Consider the following 17,427-nt stretch of genomic DNA (forward strand, 5'->3'; position numbering starts at 1 on the left):
CGATCTCTGAGGCGGCAGGCAACATAGGGTAGATGTTGCGATGGGACATTTCGATCGCACGCTGGAATACATCGATCAGCTGCAGCACGCCAACACGGCTGCGGCGGTCTGTGAAAGGCTGCTTGGGGTCACGTCGGATTTCGGCCTGACGGCGCTGATGGCGGGAACCGTTCCGCAGCCAGGCACGCCGCGCGGCCAGCAGAAGGACCATGTGCTGCTGTGCGACTGGCCGGGCGAATGGCTGGAGCGCTACGTGGCGCGCAACTATGTCGATCATGACCCCGTCGTCAGCCACATGAAGCAGCTTCAGGCGCCGTTCCAATGGCGCGAAGCGTCCGAAAGCATCCGCGTCGACAAGAGCAGCGGCGAAGTCATGGGCGACGCCAGGGAGTTCAAGCTGCGCGACGGCCTGGCCTTCCCGCTGATCACCCTCGACGGCCTGATCGTCATGGTGTCGCTGGGCGGCGAGGCCGTTGAACTTTCGGAGGCCGAGTTCGGAATCGTGTCGCTGGTGTCGACCTATGCGATCGGCCGCGCCATGCAAATCCACACGATGGCGGGCAAGACCATCGATCACATCGAATTGACGCCGCGCGAGCGCGAATGCCTGCAGTGGGCCGCCGTCGGCAAGTCCGAGTGGGAGATATCTCAAATTCTAGGCATCTCGGAGCACACGTCCGAGAAACATCTCCTTAACGCCAAAAGCAAACTTGGTGCCGTCAATCGGGTGCAGGCGGTCGCGGAAGCCATTAGGCGCGGCTATATTAGTTAGGTCGGCCGTGCCGGCCTAGAAATTCTTGCCTACGTGATCGCGTAATTTTTTCGGGAAAGCCCGGCCGTATCTTCCTCTTGAAACCAGGAGACGGCTAATGCTTTTTTCCCTTACCACACAGGAATTGATGGATCGTCCCGACCTCTGGGAGGCCGTCCATCGTTTGCGCTACAAGATCTTCGTCGAGGAAATGGGGTGGACCGATCTTCAGCGCCCCGATGGCCTCGAGATCGACCAGTTCGACCATGACGAGGCGGTGCACCAGATCGTCATCCGCAACGGGGAGGTCGCCGGCTATCAGCGGATGCTGCCGACGACGCGGGCACATCTTCTGACCGAAGTGCTGGCGGACCTCTATGAAGGGACGCCGCCCTCGGGGCCGAATGTCTGGGAACTGACCCGCTATGCTGTGGCGCCGGGCTTTCGTGACGGCAAGCGCGGCGTGTCGACGGTCGGCACCGAGCTGATCGCCGGTTTCGTCGAGTGGGGGCTGCCGCGCAGCATCAACCAGGTCATCATCGAATTCGAGCCGATGTGGGTCCTCCGGGCGCTGCAGCTGCACTTCCTGGCAACGCCGCTAGGCTACCAGCGCACCTACGGCAACCAGCAGGTCGTCGCCACGCTGCTCACCTTCAACGAACATACACTCGATGTCGTGCGTTCGCGCCGCAATCATCATGCGCCGGTGCTGGCCAGGGGATACCCCGACAGGCTCGGAATGAAACAGGCCTCGTGAGATTTGGAGACCCGCCATGAATACCCACCCGCAACCCGAATTGCGTGGCCATACGCTGATCGTCACGGTTTCCTCGGACGACGGCCGGCCCGTCCTCGACAGGCGCGCCTATGCGAGCCTGGCAAAGACCTTCCATGAGGCCGCCGTCGACGACGACGTCCGCGTCGTGGTGCTGCGCGGCCTGGCAGGCTGCTTCTGCCTCGGCGGCGACTTTTCCGAATTTCTGGACGCCACCAAGCATCAGCAGCTTATCGCCGCGGTCACCGACATGTTCCGCACGCTGGCGACCTTTCCCAAACCGGTCCTTGCCTGCGTGGATGGCGATGCCGTCGGCGTCGGCTGCACCATCTTGTTCCATTGCGACATGGTGATCGCTTCGCGCGGCAGCACGTTCCGGGTGCCGTTTGTCGATTTCGGCCTGGTGCCGGACGCGGCAACCAGCATCCTGGCGCCGCAGAAGCTGGGCTATGCCGGCGCCTTCCGCTTCTTCTGCCTCGGTGACACGCTTCATGCCGAAGATGCCAGAGCGCTCGGCCTGGTCGGCGAGATTGTGGCGGACGGCGGTGCCGAGGAAGCGGCTCTCGGCCGGGCGAGGCAACTCGCCAAAAAACCGGTCGCGGCACTCCTGCAGACGCGCGGCCTGCTCAAAGGCGACACCAACGCGCTCTGCGACCGCATTGATCAGGAGATATCGCTGTTCCAGCAGGCGCTGCAGGATGACACCACCCTGAAGCGGCTGCAGCGGATTGCCCGGCTGGCGGCATAAAGCCGCCTCGCCGGTAAGTTGATCGTCGGCGAAATGGGCCGATCCGGAGAAAGGCTAGAGCAATCCAGGAAAAGTGCGTAGCGGTTTTCCGTCCGGAATTGCGTAAAAACAACTACTTAGAGCGGGTCGGCGATTCCGTCAAAAGCTGAACCGCTCTAGGTGCGTTTTCCAGACCCGCTATTTTTCCAGGTCAGTCATTTTTCCAGGAATGATGGCCCTTCGCCGATGATCTTCTTGTCTTCCTTGCCGACAACATCGAGATCGCGACCGTCATAGGGCAGCGACAAAAGAATGCGGCGGATGATGGCCAGCCGCGCCCGCCGCTTGTCGTTGGCCCGCACGATGATCCAGGGCGCGAACGCCTTGTGCGTGCGTTCGACCATGAGGTCGCGCGCCTTGGTGTAGTCGTCCCATTTGCTGATGCCGGCGATATCGATCGGCGAGAACTTCCAGTTCTTCAGGGGACTGTAGCGGCGGTCGTGGAACCGTTCGAGCTGGGTTTCCCGGCCGATGTCGAGCCAGAATTTGAAGAAATGGATGCCCTCATTGCAGATCATCCGCTCGAAATGCGGCGTCTCGTCGAGGAATTTCTCGTGCTGCTCGGGGGTGCAGAAGCCCATGATCGGCTCGACACCGGCGCGGTTGTACCAGGAGCGGTCGAAGGTGACGAACTCTCCCGCCGTCGGGAAGTGGTCGACATAGCGCTGGTAGTACCACTGTCCAACCTCGGTCGGCGTCGGCTTGGTCAGGGCTACGTTGCGCGCCGTGCGCGGGTTCATGTACTGGCGCAGCACGAAGATCGTGCCGCCCTTGCCGGCGGCATCGCGTCCCTCGAACAGCGCCATCACCCGCTTGCCGGAGGCCTGCAGCCAGGCCTGCGCCTTGACCAGCTCGATCTGCAGCCGCTCGAGCATCTCGTCATATTCGGCGCCCTTCATTTTCTTGTCGTAGGGATAGCCGCCGGCGGTCAGCTTGTTGTCCTCGATCCAGTCCGGGAGCACGGGGTCCTCGATGTCGAACTCCCGCTCCTTGCCTCCGATCCTGATCTTCAGCGGGCCCTGTGCTGGTGCCGGAGCGGGACTTTCCTTCGGTTTTTTCATCGAGACGAACCTTTTCAGCTTGCGGACTCATGCTATGGGGAGCCTCAAATCCGGTCCAGCGGAAGTTTTCCAACCGACCGGAGCAAGGGCACGGGACGCGCGAATGGCTGACATCGGCGCAGAGCGGCAAACCAGGGCGCAAGCTGTCGCGGCACGGCTGTGGGAGAGCCGCTGGCTGCTGGCCGCCGGCATCGTCGCGGTCCTTGCCGTCTATGGCTTTGCCGGCATGTCCGCCTATGTCGTCCTGGCCGCCTTGGCGCTACTGCTTGCGGCGGCGCTGCTGCCGTCCGGTGCCTCGCGCCAGTCCGCCGAGGATGCGGCGGCGATCGAGGCGAGCGGGCTGCAGAGACTTTCCGGCGAATATCTCGCCGCGGCGGTTGCCGATCCGCTTATCATATTCGATCGCACCGCCACCATCGTCCATGCCAATGCCGCCGCTTTCGCTGCCTTCGGCGGCATCGCGCCCGGCATGTCGCTGTCGCTGAAATTCCGCGCACCCGAAATGCAGGCCTTGCTGGACAGCGTGCTGTCCGGAACGGTCGCTTCGGATGTGGTCGACTACATCGAAAAGCTGCCGGTCGAACGGGCCTACCGGGTCAGCGCATCCTCCGTCGGCCATGCCACCGATCTCTACGTGTTGGTGTTCAAGGACCAGAGCGAGGCGCGCCGGATCGACAGGATGCGCGCAGACTTCATCGCCAATGCCAGCCACGAGCTGCGCACCCCGCTTGCCTCGATATCCGGCTTCATCGAAACGTTGAGAGGACCGGCCCGTGGCGATCCGGCGGCGCGCGACCAGTTCTTGCAGATCATGCAGAACCAGACCGGCCGCATGGCACGTCTGATCGACGACCTCCTGTCATTGTCGCGGCTGGAGATGAAGCCTTATCTGATGCCGGGAACCGAGGTCGATCTGCGCCAGACCATAGACAGTGTCATCGACTCGCTTGGACCGCTGGCCCGGGAAACCGGCGTCGTCATCGAACGCGATTTCGTCGAGGGAGCGCTCGAGGTGCCGGGAGACCGCGACGAACTCTTTCAGGTCTTCGAGAACCTGTTGGAAAACGCCTGCAAATACGGCCAGTCGGGCGGGCGCGTCACGGTGTCGATCGCCCGCACCGAAGCTGAGCCTGAAGCCGGCATCGACGTCACCATCAGGGACTATGGCCCCGGTATTCCCGAAGAGCATATCCCGCGCATCACCGAGCGCTTCTACCGCGTCGATGTCGAGAACAGCCGCACTCAGAAAGGCACGGGCCTGGGACTGTCGATCGTCAAACACATCCTGACACGCCACAACGCCAGGCTGTCGATCAAGTCGGAAGTCGGCAAGGGCGCGACGTTCTCGGTCCATTTGCCGGCGCGCTAGGGCTGTACTATTTACCAACTGGCCGTTTCTTCTTTCTGTCATCCGGCTGGCGTATCAGCACAGGATTCGAGGAAACGACTCGGGCCAGAAGATCCGGGGAAGGCATTTCGTCCCATGCAGTCCGTTCACATCGTCAGTGCCTATGACGAAGAGCTGAAATACCTGTCGAAGCGGATCGCTGCGATGGGTGGCCATGCCGAGCGCATGGTCGAGCAGGCGATCACCGCCCTGGTCAATGCCGATCCCGGTCTCGCCCAGAAGGTCATCCACGACGATATCGTCCTCGATGAGGGCCAGCGCGAGATCGACGACAAGGCGATCGTCATCATCGCCAAGCGCCAGCCGATGGCGACGGACCTGCGCGAGATCGTCGGCGCGATCCGTATCTCGGCCGACATCGAGCGCGTCGGCGACCTCGGCAAGAACGTCGCCAAGCGGGTGGCGGCCGTCACCGACGGGCGCCAGCCGACCAGCCTGTTTCGCGGTCTTGAGGCCTTGGCCAATTTGGCGCTGACGCAGCTCAAGGAAGTGCTCGACGTCTATGCCTCGCGCTCGGTCGAGAAGATCGGCTTCGTGCGCGACCGCGACGACCAGATCGACGCCATGTACACCTCGCTTTTTCGCGAGCTCCTGACCTACATGATGGAAGATCCGCGCAACATCACGCCCTGCACGCATCTCCTGTTCTGCGCCAAGAACATCGAGCGCATCGGCGACCACGCCACCAACATCGCCGAGACGATCTATTACATCGTCACCGGCGACCAGATGCCGGCCGAGCGCCCGAAGGGCGACAAGACCGACAAGATCGTCCTTCCCGGTACCGTTCCGGCTAAGTGAACGACGTCCCCTCGAACCCTTGGCTAATTTAGGCTAAGCTTCCCCGAACGTACCTGGTCCTGACCCGAGGCCATGCCTTGAGGAGGTAGCGATGGAAAACGTTCGGAACCTGACTCCGGCCCCGCCGCCGACATCCGGCATTATCGCGTCCAGCGTCTATACGGCCGGCCGGCGCATCGCCGACATTCCGATCGAGGAGGCCGGCGAATGGGCGGCCAAGCCCGGCCACGTCGTCTGGATCGGGCTCCTGGAACCGGACCGCAACCTTTTGCTGCGCGTCCAGGCGCAATTCCATTTGCATGAACTGGCCATCGAGGATGCCGAACATCCGCACCAGCGGCCAAAGATCGAGCAATATGGCGACGCCCTGTTCATCGTCGCCCGCACCGCGCAGCTGATCGACGGCCGCGTCACCTTCGGCGAGACGCATCTGTTCGTCGGCGCCGGCTACATCGTCAGCGTCAGGCACGGCCCTTCGACCTCCTATGCCGCCGTTCGCCAGCACTGGGAAAGCTGCCCGCATTCATTGGCCAAGGGCGAGGATTTCGTCCTCTATGCCATTCTCGATTTCATCGTCGACAATTACATGCCGGTGCTCGAGCAGATCGAGGACGAGGTCGAGGCGATCGAGGACAAGGTGCTGCTGCAGCCGATGACCGGCCCCGACATCGAACGGCTCTATATGCTGCGCCGTGATCTGTTGCGCCTGCGCAATGCAGCTCTTCCGCTGGTGGAGGTTTGCCGCCGGCTGACCAGCGCCGAGCTGCCGCAGATCCATGCCGCAATGCACCCGCTGTTTCGCGACGTCACCGATCATATCCGCACCGTCCAGGAGAAGATCGACAGCCTGCGCGAGGTGCTCGCCTTTGCCTTCGAGGCCAGCCTTCTGGTCGGCCAGAGCCAGGAAACGGCGAACACCAAGAAGCTCGCCTCATGGGCTGCCATCCTGGCGGTTCCGACGGCGCTCGCCGGCATCTATGGCATGAATTTCGACGATATGCCGGAACTTAAGATGGTATACGGCTATCCGGTCGTGCTGGTGACGATCGCGCTGATCTGCTCGTTCCTGTACTGGCGGTTTCGCAAGAATGGCTGGCTGTGAAGGAGTGAGTAGCGAGTAGTCAGTAGTGATTGGTGGCAGCGGCGCTCGCCGCCTATTCCCTCACTACTCACCGACTACGCCGCCGCTCCGACGCCGGCTGGAACGCCACCCTCGCGTGATACTTGCAGTAGGGGCCGGTTTCGGCGGCATCGTTGCCGCAGAAGTTGAAGTCTTCCGAAAGTGGGTCGCCATTCGGCCATTTGCAGGTGCGCTCGGTCAGTTCGACCAGCTGCAGGTGCCGCGAGATCGGCACGACGACGTTCTCGACCGGGCGGATGTAGTGGCGCGCCACCGGTTCGGCATCGAACTGCACTTGCAGCGCGTTTGCACCGATCGACGTAGTGACGTGGCGCTGCGTGCTTGCTGCGCGTGACACCGATTTCTGGACGGATGATCCTTGCACTGCCTTCTTCTGGCGCGCCGGGCTGGCCGTCGCGCGTCCGCGGCCCGACAGCTTCAGGCGGTGCACCTTGCCGATGACCGCATTGCGGCTGACGCCTCCGAGCTGTGCGGCAATCTGGCTGGCGCTCAGCCCCTCCGACCACAGTTTCCTGAGAAGTTCGACCCGCTCGTCAGTCCAGTTCATGTGACCGCGCTCCTGCTGCAAAGTGCGGCGATCGGAATCCTTTCCCGTCCCGGCTCCCGCCGGGCAGACAACACCACATATACCGGGTGATTGGGTCCGCCGCACGAAATCTAGTTATTTCTCGACTACAAATACCTCATGCGCTGACTCTGTGACAAGAGTCCCAAAGGCAACACGAATCAGTTTTTACGGTTTTCCCCAACTTGCCCGGTCGCTGATGAGCCGGCGTCCTGTCGGGGGGCGTGCCGCGCGCCTATGCGCGACGTTTTCGTTGACTTCATGGCCGAAAAACACGATAAGCCGCGAAGGCCGCCGCTTTGGCGGCTTTTTTGATTTTCCGGTACCGGAGACGCATAGAATGAGCGGTTCGGCGCTTTTCGAGACCTTTGCTCGCGCACCCTTGGCCTTCGACCACGGGGAGGGGACATGGCTGGTCACCGACAAGGGCGAGCGATATCTCGATTTTGCCGGCGGCATCGCGGTCAATTCGCTAGGCCACAGCCATCCGCATTTGGTCGCCGCGCTCACCGAGCAGGCGGGCAAGCTGTGGCACGTCTCCAATCTCTATGAGATTCCGCAGCAGAGGCGGCTGGGCGAACGGCTGGCGGACGCCACTTTCGCCGACAAGGTGTTCTTCACCAATTCCGGCGCCGAGGCGCTGGAATGCGCCATCAAGACGGCGCGGCGCTACCAGTTCGTCAAGGGTCATCCCGAGCGCTTCCGCGTCATCACCTTCGAAGGCGCCTTCCACGGCCGCACGCTGGCGACCATCGCCGCCGGCGGCCAGTACAAATACCTCGAAGGCTTCGGCCCCAAGGTCGAGGGTTTCGACCAGGTCGGTTTCGACGACATTGACGCGGCGGAAAAGGCGATCACATCGGAGACCGCAGCCATCCTGATCGAGCCGGTGCAGGGCGAAGGCGGCATCCGCCCGGTGCCGACGCAATCCCTGAAGCGGTTGCGGCAGCTTTGCGACCAGCACGGCCTGCTGTTGATCTTCGACGAGGTCCAATGCGGCATCGGCCGTACCGGAAAGCTGTTCGCGCATGAATGGACGGGTGTGACACCCGACATCATGGCGATCGCCAAGGGCATCGGCGGCGGGTTCCCGATGGGCGCCTGCCTCGCCACCGACGAAGCCGCGGTCGGCATGACCGCCGGCGTTCACGGCACCACCTTCGGTGGCAATCCGCTGGCGATGGCGGTCGGCAACGCCGTGCTCGACGTGGTGCTGGAAGGCGGTTTCCTCGAGGATGTGCAACGCAAGGCGCTGCTGCTGAAACAGGGGCTGGCCGGCGTCGCCGACGAATTCCCCGATGTCATCGAGGGCATCCGGGGAACCGGGCTGATGCTCGGCCTGAAATGCGTGATGCCCAACACCAAGGTCAACATGGCGCTGCGCGACCAGCATTTCCTGGCGGTTCCGGCCGGCGACAACGTCATCCGCCTTTTGCCGCCGCTCACCGTCACCGACGCCGAGATCAGCGAGGCGCTCGACCGCATCCGCGCCGGCGCCAAGGGCCTGGCCGATGCCATCGCCGCGGCCGCCGCGAAGTAATCCTGGAACCATTCCCGATGAGCGTTCGCCACTTCACCGACCTGTCCGCCGTTTCCGAAGGCGATCTGCGCTTCATGCTGGACGATGCGGTGGTGCGAAAGGCCAGGCTCAAGGCCGGCGAGCGGACTAAGCCGCTCGAGGGCAAGGTGCTGGCGATGATCTTCGACAAGCCGTCGACGCGCACGCGCGTATCCTTCGACGTCGGCATGCGCCAGCTCGGCGGCGAAACCATCATGCTGACCGGCACCGAGATGCAGCTCGGCCGTTCCGAGACCATCGCCGACACGGCCAAGGTTCTGTCGCGCTATGTCGACGCCATCATGATCCGCACCACATCGCATGAGCGCCTGCTCGAACTGACCGAGAACGCCACCGTTCCAGTCATCAATGGGCTGACCGACGACACCCATCCCTGCCAGCTGATGGCCGACATCATGACCTTCGAGGAGCATCGCGGTCCGGTCGCCGGCAAGACCATCGCCTGGACCGGCGACGGCAACAACGTGCTGCATTCGCTGCTCGAAGCCTCCGCACGCTTCCGCTTCAACCTCAATGTCGCGGTGCCGGAAGGCAGCGAGCCCGACGAAAAGCATGTCGACTGGTCGAAGGCCAATGGCGGCAAGCTGACCTTCACCCGCTCGCCCGAGGAAGCCGTCGATCAGGCCGATTGCATCGTCACCGACTGCTGGGTGTCGATGGGTCAGGAGCACCGTGCCCGTGGCCACAACGTCTTCCTGCCCTATCAGGTCAATGCGGCGCTGATGGCCAAGGCGAAGCCCGACGCGCTGTTCATGCACTGCCTGCCGGCGCATCGCGGCGAGGAGGTCACCGACGAGGTGATCGACGGGCCGCATTCGGTGGTGTTCGACGAAGCCGAGAACCGGCTGCACGCCCAGAAGGCGGTTTTGGCCTGGTGCCTGGGCGCTTGATCTCCGGAGGTGTGATGCCTATCTGCGGGCCATCACGCAAATTGAGCGCGTTTCGGTGCATGTGCCCCTCCGGGCCGCATGGCCGCCCGCCGGAGCTTTGTCATGTTGGAAACCCGTCAAGTGACTGAACACCACCCTCAACTCGGCGAATTCGGCTATGCCGGCGACGATCACGTCGTGCCGTTCGAGGTCGCCCCGCTCGACGTGCGCGGCCGGACCGTCCAGCTCGGGCCGATGCTCGACGCCATCCTTGGACGCCACGAATATCCCGAGCCGGTCGCCCGCCTGCTGGCGGAAGCCTGCGTGCTGACGGTGCTGTTCGGCACCTCGCTCAAATTCGAGGGCAAGTTCATCCTGCAGACCCGCACCGACGGGCCGGTCGACATGCTGGTGGCGGATTTTTCGACGCCATCCGCGTTGCGGGCCTATGCACGCTTCGACCCCGATAGGCTCGAGGCGCTGACGGCTGCCGGCGAAATCTCGCAACAGACGCTGCTCGGCAACGGCGTGCTGGCGCTGACCATCGATCAGGGCGCACACACGCAGCGCTATCAGGGCATCGTCCAGCTCGACGGCGAGACGCTGGAAGAGGCCGCGCGCACCTATTTCCGCCAGTCGGAGCAGATCCCGACCGATCTCAGGCTTTCGGTTGCCAAGCTGGTGACGCCGGGCATCGGTGGTCCCCGCGAGCAATGGCGCGCCGGCGGTCTGTTGGCGCAATTCCTGCCGCAGTCGCCGGAGCGCATGCGCGTGCCGGACATTTCCGGCGGCGACGGCGATCCGCGCGACGAGGTCCATGACCCGGTCGATAATTCCTGGCAGGAGCTGCTGGCCCTGCTCGGCACCATCGAGCCGACCGAGCTTATCGATCCGACGGTCGGCGCCGAGCGGCTGCTTTACCGGCTGTTCCACGAGCATGGCGTACGTGTCTTCGGCGGCGTGCCGGTGGCCGACCAATGCTCCTGCTCGCGCGAGAAGATCCGCGGCATCCTCGAAGGCTTCTCGGCGCAGGAGATCAAGGACAGCACCGAGGATGGCGGCATCCATGTCGCCTGCGAGTTCTGCTCGACGCAGTACGACTTCGACCCGGCGGAATTCGCGGCGGCTCAGTGACGTAACTCCTTCTCCCCGTCACTATACGGGGAGAAGGTGCCGGGCAGGCGGATGAGGGGCGGCGCGAACTTTAGACCGCTTGCTCCCTTAATTCACCGTCCTGCGCGTGCCCGGCAGATCGAGCGAGAAGGCGGGGATGGCGATGTCGAACGTCTCTCCCCGCTTGTTGCGCATCGTGTAATGGCCGACCATGATGCCGGACGGCGTTGAGAGCGGGCAGCCGGACGTATATTGGTAGCTGTCGCCGGGGTTGAGTTCGGGCTGATCGCCGACGACGCCGGCGCCGCGTACCTCCTCGACCCGGCCAGTGCCATCGGTGATGTGCCAATAGCGCGACATCAGCTGCACGAACTCGTCCGACTGGTTGTCGATGGTCACGTGGTAGCCCCAGACATAGCGGTTCTCCGACGGATCCGAGCGATCCTCGAGATAGAACGGCCTGACCTGCACTTCGATGTTGCGCGTAATGGCGCGGTACATGAGCTACTCCAAACAGTCCTGGCGGAAGTCTCGGTGCACTCTTTGACTAGGTCAACGGAGCGCGGCGCCTGTCTCTTCCGTCTTTGTGCGCACCTGCCGCCAAACAATGTCATTTGAGTGACACATGACAATGATGGTGTGCACGGACCGTGCCGGGCGACTCAAGCGCTCTGTCGACCTGTTCAAAACGGCCATCTTCCGGCCGGCTTTTCCGGAGTGACCAGATCTCGATGGAACTGATCGTCATCGCCGCCGCCGTGCTTTCGACAGCCCTCATTCTTTCAAATCTCGCCGGCATCCTGCTTGCGGCCTTCAGGCTGAAGTGGCCGCGCACGCTTGCGCGGCCACCCGGCAAGGCGCCGCCGGTGTCGATCGTCATCCCCTCGCGCGGCGTCGAGCCGTTCACCGAAGAAACGCTTCAGCGCGCCTTCTCGCTCGACTGGCCGCGCTACGAGCTGATCTTCTGCGTCGCCCACGCCGACGATCCGGTGGTCAAGCTGATAAACAGGGCGATCGTCCGGTTTTCGAAGGTGCCGGCCCGGCTGCTGGTCGGTGACGACCGCATCAGCGCCAATCCCAAGCTCAACAATTGCGTCAAGGGTTGGGAAGCGGCGCGCCACCACTGGGTCATCCTTGCCGATTCCAACGTGCTGATGCCCAGGGACTATATCCAGCACTTGATGGCGGCGTGGCGGCCCGACACCGGCCTTGTCTGCTCGACGCCGGTCGGCTCACGGCCGGACGGCTTCTGGGCCGAGGTCGAATGCGCCTTCCTCAACACGCTGCAGGCGCGCTGGCAGTATACCGGCGAGGCGCTCGGCCTCGGCTTCGCCCAGGGCAAGAGCATGCTGTGGAAGAAGCCTGTGCTCGACGCCAATGGCGGCATCCGCGCGCTGGCCGCCGAGATCGCCGAGGACGCCGCCGCGACCAAGCTGGTCAACGGGCTGGGGCTGCGCGTCAATCTTGTCGCTTCGCCTTTCGAGCAGCCGCTGGGTGAGCGCCGTCTCGGCGAAATCTGGTCGCGCCAGGCCCGTTGGGCGCGCCTGCGCCGCGTCACCTTTCCGCTGTTCTTCGCCCCCGAAATCCTGACCGGCGTGGCCGTGCCATTGGTGCTGGCGCTGGTCGCGGCCGCCGGTGCCGGCATCAGTCTGCCGCTCACCGCGCTCTGCGTCCTGGCGCTCGCCTATGTGCCGGAATGCGCGTTGGCCTGGGCCAAGGGCTGGTACCTGTCGCCGCGCACCATCCCGGCGATGATGGTGCGCGACGTGATGCTGCCGGCGATCTGGGCGCGCGGCTGGCTCGGCGGCGCCGTCGACTGGCGCGGCAATGCGATGACCATCCGCACCAAGGCGATGACCGAACTGGAAGAGGGCGCCTGAGCAACGCTCAGGCGTTTGTCCAAATCGCAGTCTGAACCCTTTACTTGGCTGATTTGAGCGCCTGCTCGACATCGGCGAGCAGATCGTCCGCATCCTCAAGCCCGACCGAAAGCCTCAGCGTGCCCGGGCCGATGCCGAGTTCGGCGCGCGCCTCGTCGCTGAGGTTCTTGTGCGTCGTCGTCGCCGGATGGGTTATCAGGCTCTTGGCGTCGCCGAGATTGTTGGAGATCAGCACGATGTCCAAAGCGTTCTGGAAGGCGAACGCCGCCTGCTTGCCGCCCTTGACATCAAGGCAGATCAGCGTCGAGCCGCCCGTCATCTGCTTCCTGACGATATCGGCCTGCGGATGGTCGGCACGGCCCGGATAAATCACACGGGCGATTTCCGGGCGTTCCGCGAGGAAATCGGCGATCTTGCCGGCGCTTTCCGTCTGCTGGCGCACGCGCAGCGGCAGCGTCTCCAGGCCCTTGAGCAGCGTCCAGGCATTGAACGGCGACAGGCTGGGGCCGGTGTGGCGGAAATAGTCGTGCAGATTCTCATCGATCCACTTCTTGTCCGACAGGATGACGCCGCCGAGGCAGCGGCCCTGGCCGTCAATATGCTTGGTCGCCGAATAGACGACAATGTGGGCGCCGAGCTGCAGCGGCTTCTGCTGCAAGGGCGTGGCGAAGACGTTGTCGACGATCAGCCTGGCGCCGATCGAATTGGCGAGCGCAGCGACGGCGGCGATGTCGACCACTTCCAGCGTCGGGTTGGTCGGGCTTTCGAGGAAGAAAAGTTTGGTGTTCGGCTTGACCGCCTTTTCCCAGTTGGCGATGTCGGTGCCGTCGACCAGCGTCGCCTCGATGCCGTATTTCGGCGCCAGCGTCTCGACCACCCAGCGGCAGGAGCCGAACAAGGCACGCGCCGCCACGATATGGTCGCCGGCCCTGGCGCTGCACAGAAGGGCTGCCGTCACCGCCGCCATGCCGGAGGCGGTGGCGCGCGCGTCCTCCGCACCTTCCAGCGCGCACATGCGCTTTTCGAACATGTCGACGGTCGGATTGGCATAGCGCGAATAAATGAAGCCGGGTTCCTCGCCCTTGAAGCGGGCTTCCGCCGCCTGTGCCGTCTCGTAGACATAGCCCTGGGTGAGGTACATCGCCTCGGAGGTCTCGCCGAAGCCGGAACGCAAGGTCCCGCCATGCACGAGTGCCGTCTGAGGTTTCCAGTCGCGCTTCTTGGTCATTGCTCTGTCCCAAACACAAAAAAACCGGCCGCGAAAGTCGCAACCGGTCCATACGGCCTTGCGGCCAACGGTCCTTTAGCGACTTGTTTAACGTGGCTGCAAGCCGACCGGCCAAATCACCACGGGATAACGACCCTTTAGACCCGCACCGCGCTTGCGTCAATTGCCGGCTTGATTAAGAGGTTTGTACCAGCGGTGTTGCAGCGGAGCCAGCCTTTGCGGCGAACAGGCATTCTTCCCGATCAGGACATTTCCGCGCTCTTCCAGTCAGGCGCGCTGAAGTCGCCGCGCGCTCTCGACGCGGACCAGATCCAGCCGGCCAGCCTCGATCTCAGGCTCGGCGATAAGGCCTGGCGCGTGCGCGCCTCCTTCCTACCCGGCCCCGATCATCAGGTCGCCGACAAGCTCGCGCGGCTGCAGCTGCACGAGATCAGCCTCGCTGAGGGCGCGGTGCTGGAAACGGGCTGCGTCTACATCGTGCCGCTGCTGGAAAGCCTGGCGCTGCCGTCGGACATTTCTGCTTCCGCCAATCCGAAGAGCTCGACCGGACGGCTCGATATCTTCACCCGAGTGATGACCGATCGCGGCCACGAGTTCGACAAGATCGCCGCCGGCTATCATGGTCCGCTCTATCTCGAGGTCAGTCCGCGCACCTTTCCGATCGTCGTACGCGCCGGCTCGCGGCTGTCGCAGATCCGTTTCCGCACCGGCAACGCGCTGCTGTCGGAAAGCGAATTGCGCGACCTGCATCATGCCGAGATGCTGGTGGCCACCGAGCCGCCCAACATTTCCGGCGGCGGCATTGCACTGTCGATCGATCTCGATGGCGACAAGGACGGGTTGGTCGGCTATCGCGGCAAGCACCACACCGGCCTGATCGATGTCGACAAGCGTGCCGCGCAGGACGTCGTCGATTTCTGGGAGCCGCTCTACAAGAGCGGCGCCGGCGAACTTGTGCTCGATCCGGACGAGTTCTACATCCTCGTGTCGCGCGAGGCGGTGCATGTGCCGCCTCTCTATGCCGCCGAGATGACGCCTTTCGACCCGCTGGTCGGCGAATTTCGCGTCCACTATGCCGGCTTCTTCGATCCGGGCTTCGGCCATTCGGCGGCCGGCGGCACCGGCAGCCGGGCGGTGCTCGAAGTGCGCAGCCATGAAGTGCCCTTCATCCTCGATCACGGCCAGATCGTCGGGCGGCTGGTCTACGAGCACATGCTGAAACGGCCGCAGGCGCTCTACGGCACCGATCTCGGCTCGAATTACCAGGCCCAGGGCCTGAAACTATCCAAGCATTTCCGCGCCGCGCGCTGATCTTTCCGCCACCGCCAGACCGTGCTTGCCTGACCGGGCGTGCCATGCTTGGCTGTGCCTCAGCCCGTCGAGGTGACGGAAATAAAGGGGAAGACCATGCAAATCTCGAGATGGATCCTGTCGGCAGCCGCAACTGCCCTGCTGACGCTCGGCGCCGGTTCGTTGCCGGTGCAGGCAGCGGAGAAACTGAAGATCGGCACCGAGGGCGCCTATCCGCCGTTCAACACCATCACTCCGGACGGCAAGGTCGTCGGCTTCGACGTCGACATCGCCGATGCGCTGTGCGCGCAGATGAAGGTCGAATGCGAAATCGTCACCCAGGACTGGGACGGCATCATTCCCGCCCTCCAGGCCAAGAAGTTCGACGCCATCATCGCCTCTATGAGCATCACCGAGGAACGCAAGAAGCAGGTCGCCTTCACCAACAAATACTATACGACGCCGCTTGCGCTGGTCGCGCCGAAGGACAGCGAGCTGACCTCGACCGACCCGGCAGCCCTTGCCGGCAAGACGGTGGGCGCCCAGGCATCGACCACCCAGGCCGATTTCGCCCAGGATGTCTACGGCAAGGCCGGCGCCGAAGCCAAGCTCTACCCGACCCAGGAAGAGGCGATCACCGACCTGCAGAACGGCCGCCTCGACGCGGTGATCTCTGACAAGTTTGTGCTGGTCGACTGGATGAAGAAGGCGAGCGACGGCTGCTGCAAGATGGTCGGCGACGTCAAGGGCACCGAGACGCAGGCCGGCATCGCCGTGCGCCTCGACGACACCGCACTGCGCGACAAGCTCAACGCGGCCATAGACGCCATCGTCGCCGACGGCACCTACAAGAAGATCCAGGCCAAGTATTTCGACTTCGATATTTATTGAGAGGTTGAAACTGCCAATCTCCCCCCTCGTGGGGGAGATGCCCGGCAGGGCAGAGGGGGGCGCGAAGGATCGCCCTCGCCCACGACAGCTGAAGGGCAGGTGCTCTCGATTGAGACGCTGGAGGGACAGCGCCCCCCTCTGGCCTGCCGGCCATCTCCCCCACGAGGGGGGAGATCACGCCTTCACAGCGCCTTCACCGCCACCTTCACCGGCTTTTCGATCTCGAGCGGGTTGCGCAGCGGCAGGCCGAAATCCCCGGCTTCGATCTCGAAAATATCGCCGGCCTCGGTCCTGATGCCGTCGGCGAAGGACAATGTTGCCGTGCCGAACATGTGCACATGCACGTCGCCGGGCTGGCGGAAGGCCGAATATTTGAAATGGTGGTGCTCGAGATTGGCGATGGTGTGCGACATGTTCGCCTCGCCCGACAGGAACGGCTTTTCCCAAAGCAGCTTGCCGTCGCGAACGATGCGCGATGAGCCCCTGACGTCGGACGGCAGGTCACCGATCAGGATCTCTGGCCCGAACGAGGCGTTGCGCAGCTTCGAATGCGCCAGGAAAAGATAGTTCACACGCTCGGTGACATGGTCTGAAAACTCGTTCGACAGCGTGAAGCCGACACGGAACGGCGCGCCGTCGTCGCCGATGACGTAGATGCCGGCGATCTCCGGCTCCTCGCCGGCATCCTGGGCAAACGCCGGCGACATCAGTGCCGCGCCCGGCGCTACCGCCATCGTGCCGTTGCCCTTGTAGAACCATTCCGGCTGCACGCCGGTCTGGCCCTTCGCCGGCTTGCCGCCCTCCAGCCCCATGCGGAACATCTTCATGGAATCAGTGAGCTGCTCCTCGCCGTCGGTGCTGAGCTTCTTGTGCATGGAATCGCGCGTCGCCGCCGAGCCAAGATGGGTGAGCCCCGTGCCGGTGAGGTGGAGATGCGCGGGATCGGGATGGTTGATCGGCGACAGCAGGCGCCCCTTCTTGTAGGCGGCGTCGAGGTCGACGGCCTCGCCAAAACCCTTGCGCTCGATCAGCGCGGCGAGCCCGGTGCCCGTGCGCGCGGCTTCCATGGCCAGCGAATAGACGCTGCGGGCGCCGTTGATGATCCGGGTCTTGCCGCCTTTGCGGGCGACGACGCGGATCGTCTCTGCGTCGTCGAGGATCTGGGAGATCAGCATGATATACCCTCTCTCTGGTGCCTTGGCCCGGCCGCCTGCATGGCAAACCCTGACCTGCACGGCTCGGGACCAATCCGCGCCGCGGGTGAAATTCTTCGTCCGGATTGCGCTCG

General features: G+C 63.7%; 17 protein-coding genes and 1 riboswitch. Of the genes, 12 read left to right on the plus strand and 5 right to left on the minus strand.

All coding sequences use genetic code 11. The features are described 5' to 3' along the window. Nucleotides 1-40 precede the first annotated feature (40 nt). The 3 genes from ACFX5Q_RS17665 (at nucleotide 41) to ACFX5Q_RS17675 (ending at nucleotide 2,274) form a co-directional block, all read left to right on the plus strand. Complete coding sequence (locus tag ACFX5Q_RS17665; RefSeq protein ID WP_404280053.1) at nucleotides 41-772, plus strand: LuxR family transcriptional regulator; 732 nt, start codon at nucleotides 41-43, stop codon at nucleotides 770-772. A gap of 97 nt (nucleotides 773-869) precedes the next feature. Then, nucleotides 870-1,508, plus strand: coding sequence for an acyl-homoserine-lactone synthase (locus ACFX5Q_RS17670; protein ID WP_192179194.1), 639 nt, complete (start codon nucleotides 870-872; stop codon nucleotides 1,506-1,508). A 16-nt stretch (nucleotides 1,509-1,524) separates the two neighbouring features. Beyond that, the gene (locus tag ACFX5Q_RS17675; protein ID WP_404280056.1) at nucleotides 1,525-2,274 is read left to right on the plus strand and encodes an enoyl-CoA hydratase-related protein; all 750 of its coding nucleotides are present in this window, start codon (nucleotides 1,525-1,527) and stop codon (nucleotides 2,272-2,274) included. 194 nt (nucleotides 2,275-2,468) lie between these two features. On the opposite strand, the gene ppk2 is transcribed toward ACFX5Q_RS17675, so the two are convergent. Beyond that, entirely contained in the window at nucleotides 2,469-3,374 is a 906-nt protein-coding gene (gene ppk2, locus ACFX5Q_RS17680) for a polyphosphate kinase 2 (protein WP_404280059.1), read from the minus strand. Between the two features lie 103 nt (nucleotides 3,375-3,477). Between ppk2 and ACFX5Q_RS17685 the strand changes: the two genes are divergently transcribed. From ACFX5Q_RS17685 to ACFX5Q_RS17695, 3 genes are all read left to right on the plus strand, one after another. Further along, nucleotides 3,478-4,743: an ATP-binding protein gene (locus tag ACFX5Q_RS17685; protein ID WP_404280061.1), complete on the plus strand. Its 1,266-nt coding sequence runs from the start codon at nucleotides 3,478-3,480 to the stop codon at nucleotides 4,741-4,743. Between the two features lie 114 nt (nucleotides 4,744-4,857). Then, a complete protein-coding gene (gene phoU, locus ACFX5Q_RS17690; RefSeq protein WP_006199951.1) occupies nucleotides 4,858-5,583 on the plus strand; it encodes a phosphate signaling complex protein PhoU in 726 nt (241 codons plus the stop codon). Nucleotides 5,584-5,674: 91 nt separating this feature from the next. After that, nucleotides 5,675-6,685 (plus strand): magnesium and cobalt transport protein CorA, encoded by a 1,011-nt coding sequence (locus tag ACFX5Q_RS17695; RefSeq protein ID WP_404280063.1) that lies wholly within the window; start codon nucleotides 5,675-5,677, stop codon nucleotides 6,683-6,685. 67 nt (nucleotides 6,686-6,752) lie between these two features. On the opposite strand, the gene ACFX5Q_RS17700 is transcribed toward ACFX5Q_RS17695, so the two are convergent. Beyond that, on the minus strand, nucleotides 6,753-7,271 hold the full coding sequence (locus ACFX5Q_RS17700) for a GcrA family cell cycle regulator (protein WP_192179200.1): 519 nt from the start codon (nucleotides 7,269-7,271) through the stop codon (nucleotides 6,753-6,755). 358 nt (nucleotides 7,272-7,629) lie between these two features. On the opposite strand from ACFX5Q_RS17700, the gene ACFX5Q_RS17705 reads away from it, so the two are divergent. From ACFX5Q_RS17705 to ACFX5Q_RS17715, 3 genes are all read left to right on the plus strand, one after another. Beyond that, on the plus strand, nucleotides 7,630-8,829 hold the full coding sequence (locus tag ACFX5Q_RS17705) for an aspartate aminotransferase family protein (protein ID WP_404280065.1): 1,200 nt from the start codon (nucleotides 7,630-7,632) through the stop codon (nucleotides 8,827-8,829). A 17-nt stretch (nucleotides 8,830-8,846) separates the two neighbouring features. Beyond that, entirely contained in the window at nucleotides 8,847-9,758 is a 912-nt protein-coding gene (gene argF / locus ACFX5Q_RS17710; protein ID WP_404280067.1) for an ornithine carbamoyltransferase, read from the plus strand. Nucleotides 9,759-9,836: 78 nt separating this feature from the next. Further along, nucleotides 9,837-10,871, plus strand: coding sequence for an Hsp33 family molecular chaperone (locus ACFX5Q_RS17715; RefSeq protein WP_404280068.1), 1,035 nt, complete (start codon nucleotides 9,837-9,839; stop codon nucleotides 10,869-10,871). An 87-nt stretch (nucleotides 10,872-10,958) separates the two neighbouring features. Here the strand turns inward: ACFX5Q_RS17715 and apaG are convergent, their stop codons facing one another. Beyond that, nucleotides 10,959-11,351, minus strand: a complete 393-nt coding sequence (gene apaG, locus ACFX5Q_RS17720; RefSeq protein ID WP_006199938.1) for a Co2+/Mg2+ efflux protein ApaG — start codon at nucleotides 11,349-11,351, stop codon at nucleotides 10,959-10,961. Nucleotides 11,352-11,581: 230 nt separating this feature from the next. On the opposite strand from apaG, the gene ACFX5Q_RS17725 reads away from it, so the two are divergent. Continuing rightward, nucleotides 11,582-12,730: a ceramide glucosyltransferase gene (locus ACFX5Q_RS17725; protein ID WP_404280071.1), complete on the plus strand. Its 1,149-nt coding sequence runs from the start codon at nucleotides 11,582-11,584 to the stop codon at nucleotides 12,728-12,730. A 40-nt stretch (nucleotides 12,731-12,770) separates the two neighbouring features. Here ACFX5Q_RS17725 and ACFX5Q_RS17730 read toward each other — a convergent pair whose 3' ends face one another. Then, entirely contained in the window at nucleotides 12,771-13,958 is a 1,188-nt protein-coding gene (locus ACFX5Q_RS17730) for an O-succinylhomoserine sulfhydrylase (RefSeq protein WP_192179205.1), read from the minus strand. A 55-nt stretch (nucleotides 13,959-14,013) separates the two neighbouring features. After that, a riboswitch (SAM riboswitch) is annotated at nucleotides 14,014-14,091 on the minus strand. A gap of 83 nt (nucleotides 14,092-14,174) precedes the next feature. Here ACFX5Q_RS17730 and ACFX5Q_RS17735 point away from each other — a divergent pair. Both ACFX5Q_RS17735 and ACFX5Q_RS17740 read left to right on the plus strand, forming a co-directional pair. Further along, complete coding sequence (locus ACFX5Q_RS17735; protein ID WP_404280074.1) at nucleotides 14,175-15,269, plus strand: 2'-deoxycytidine 5'-triphosphate deaminase; 1,095 nt, start codon at nucleotides 14,175-14,177, stop codon at nucleotides 15,267-15,269. 96 nt (nucleotides 15,270-15,365) lie between these two features. Further along, nucleotides 15,366-16,139 (plus strand): ABC transporter substrate-binding protein, encoded by a 774-nt coding sequence (locus tag ACFX5Q_RS17740; protein WP_404280076.1) that lies wholly within the window; start codon nucleotides 15,366-15,368, stop codon nucleotides 16,137-16,139. 182 nt (nucleotides 16,140-16,321) lie between these two features. On the opposite strand, the gene araD1 is transcribed toward ACFX5Q_RS17740, so the two are convergent. Then, complete coding sequence (araD1, locus tag ACFX5Q_RS17745; protein WP_404280078.1) at nucleotides 16,322-17,314, minus strand: AraD1 family protein; 993 nt, start codon at nucleotides 17,312-17,314, stop codon at nucleotides 16,322-16,324. Nucleotides 17,315-17,427 lie beyond the last annotated feature (113 nt).

Origin of the sequence: Mesorhizobium sp. IMUNJ 23033, from assembly GCF_044778005.1 — a bacterium.
GTDB lineage: Bacteria > Pseudomonadota > Alphaproteobacteria > Rhizobiales > Rhizobiaceae > Mesorhizobium > Mesorhizobium amorphae_A.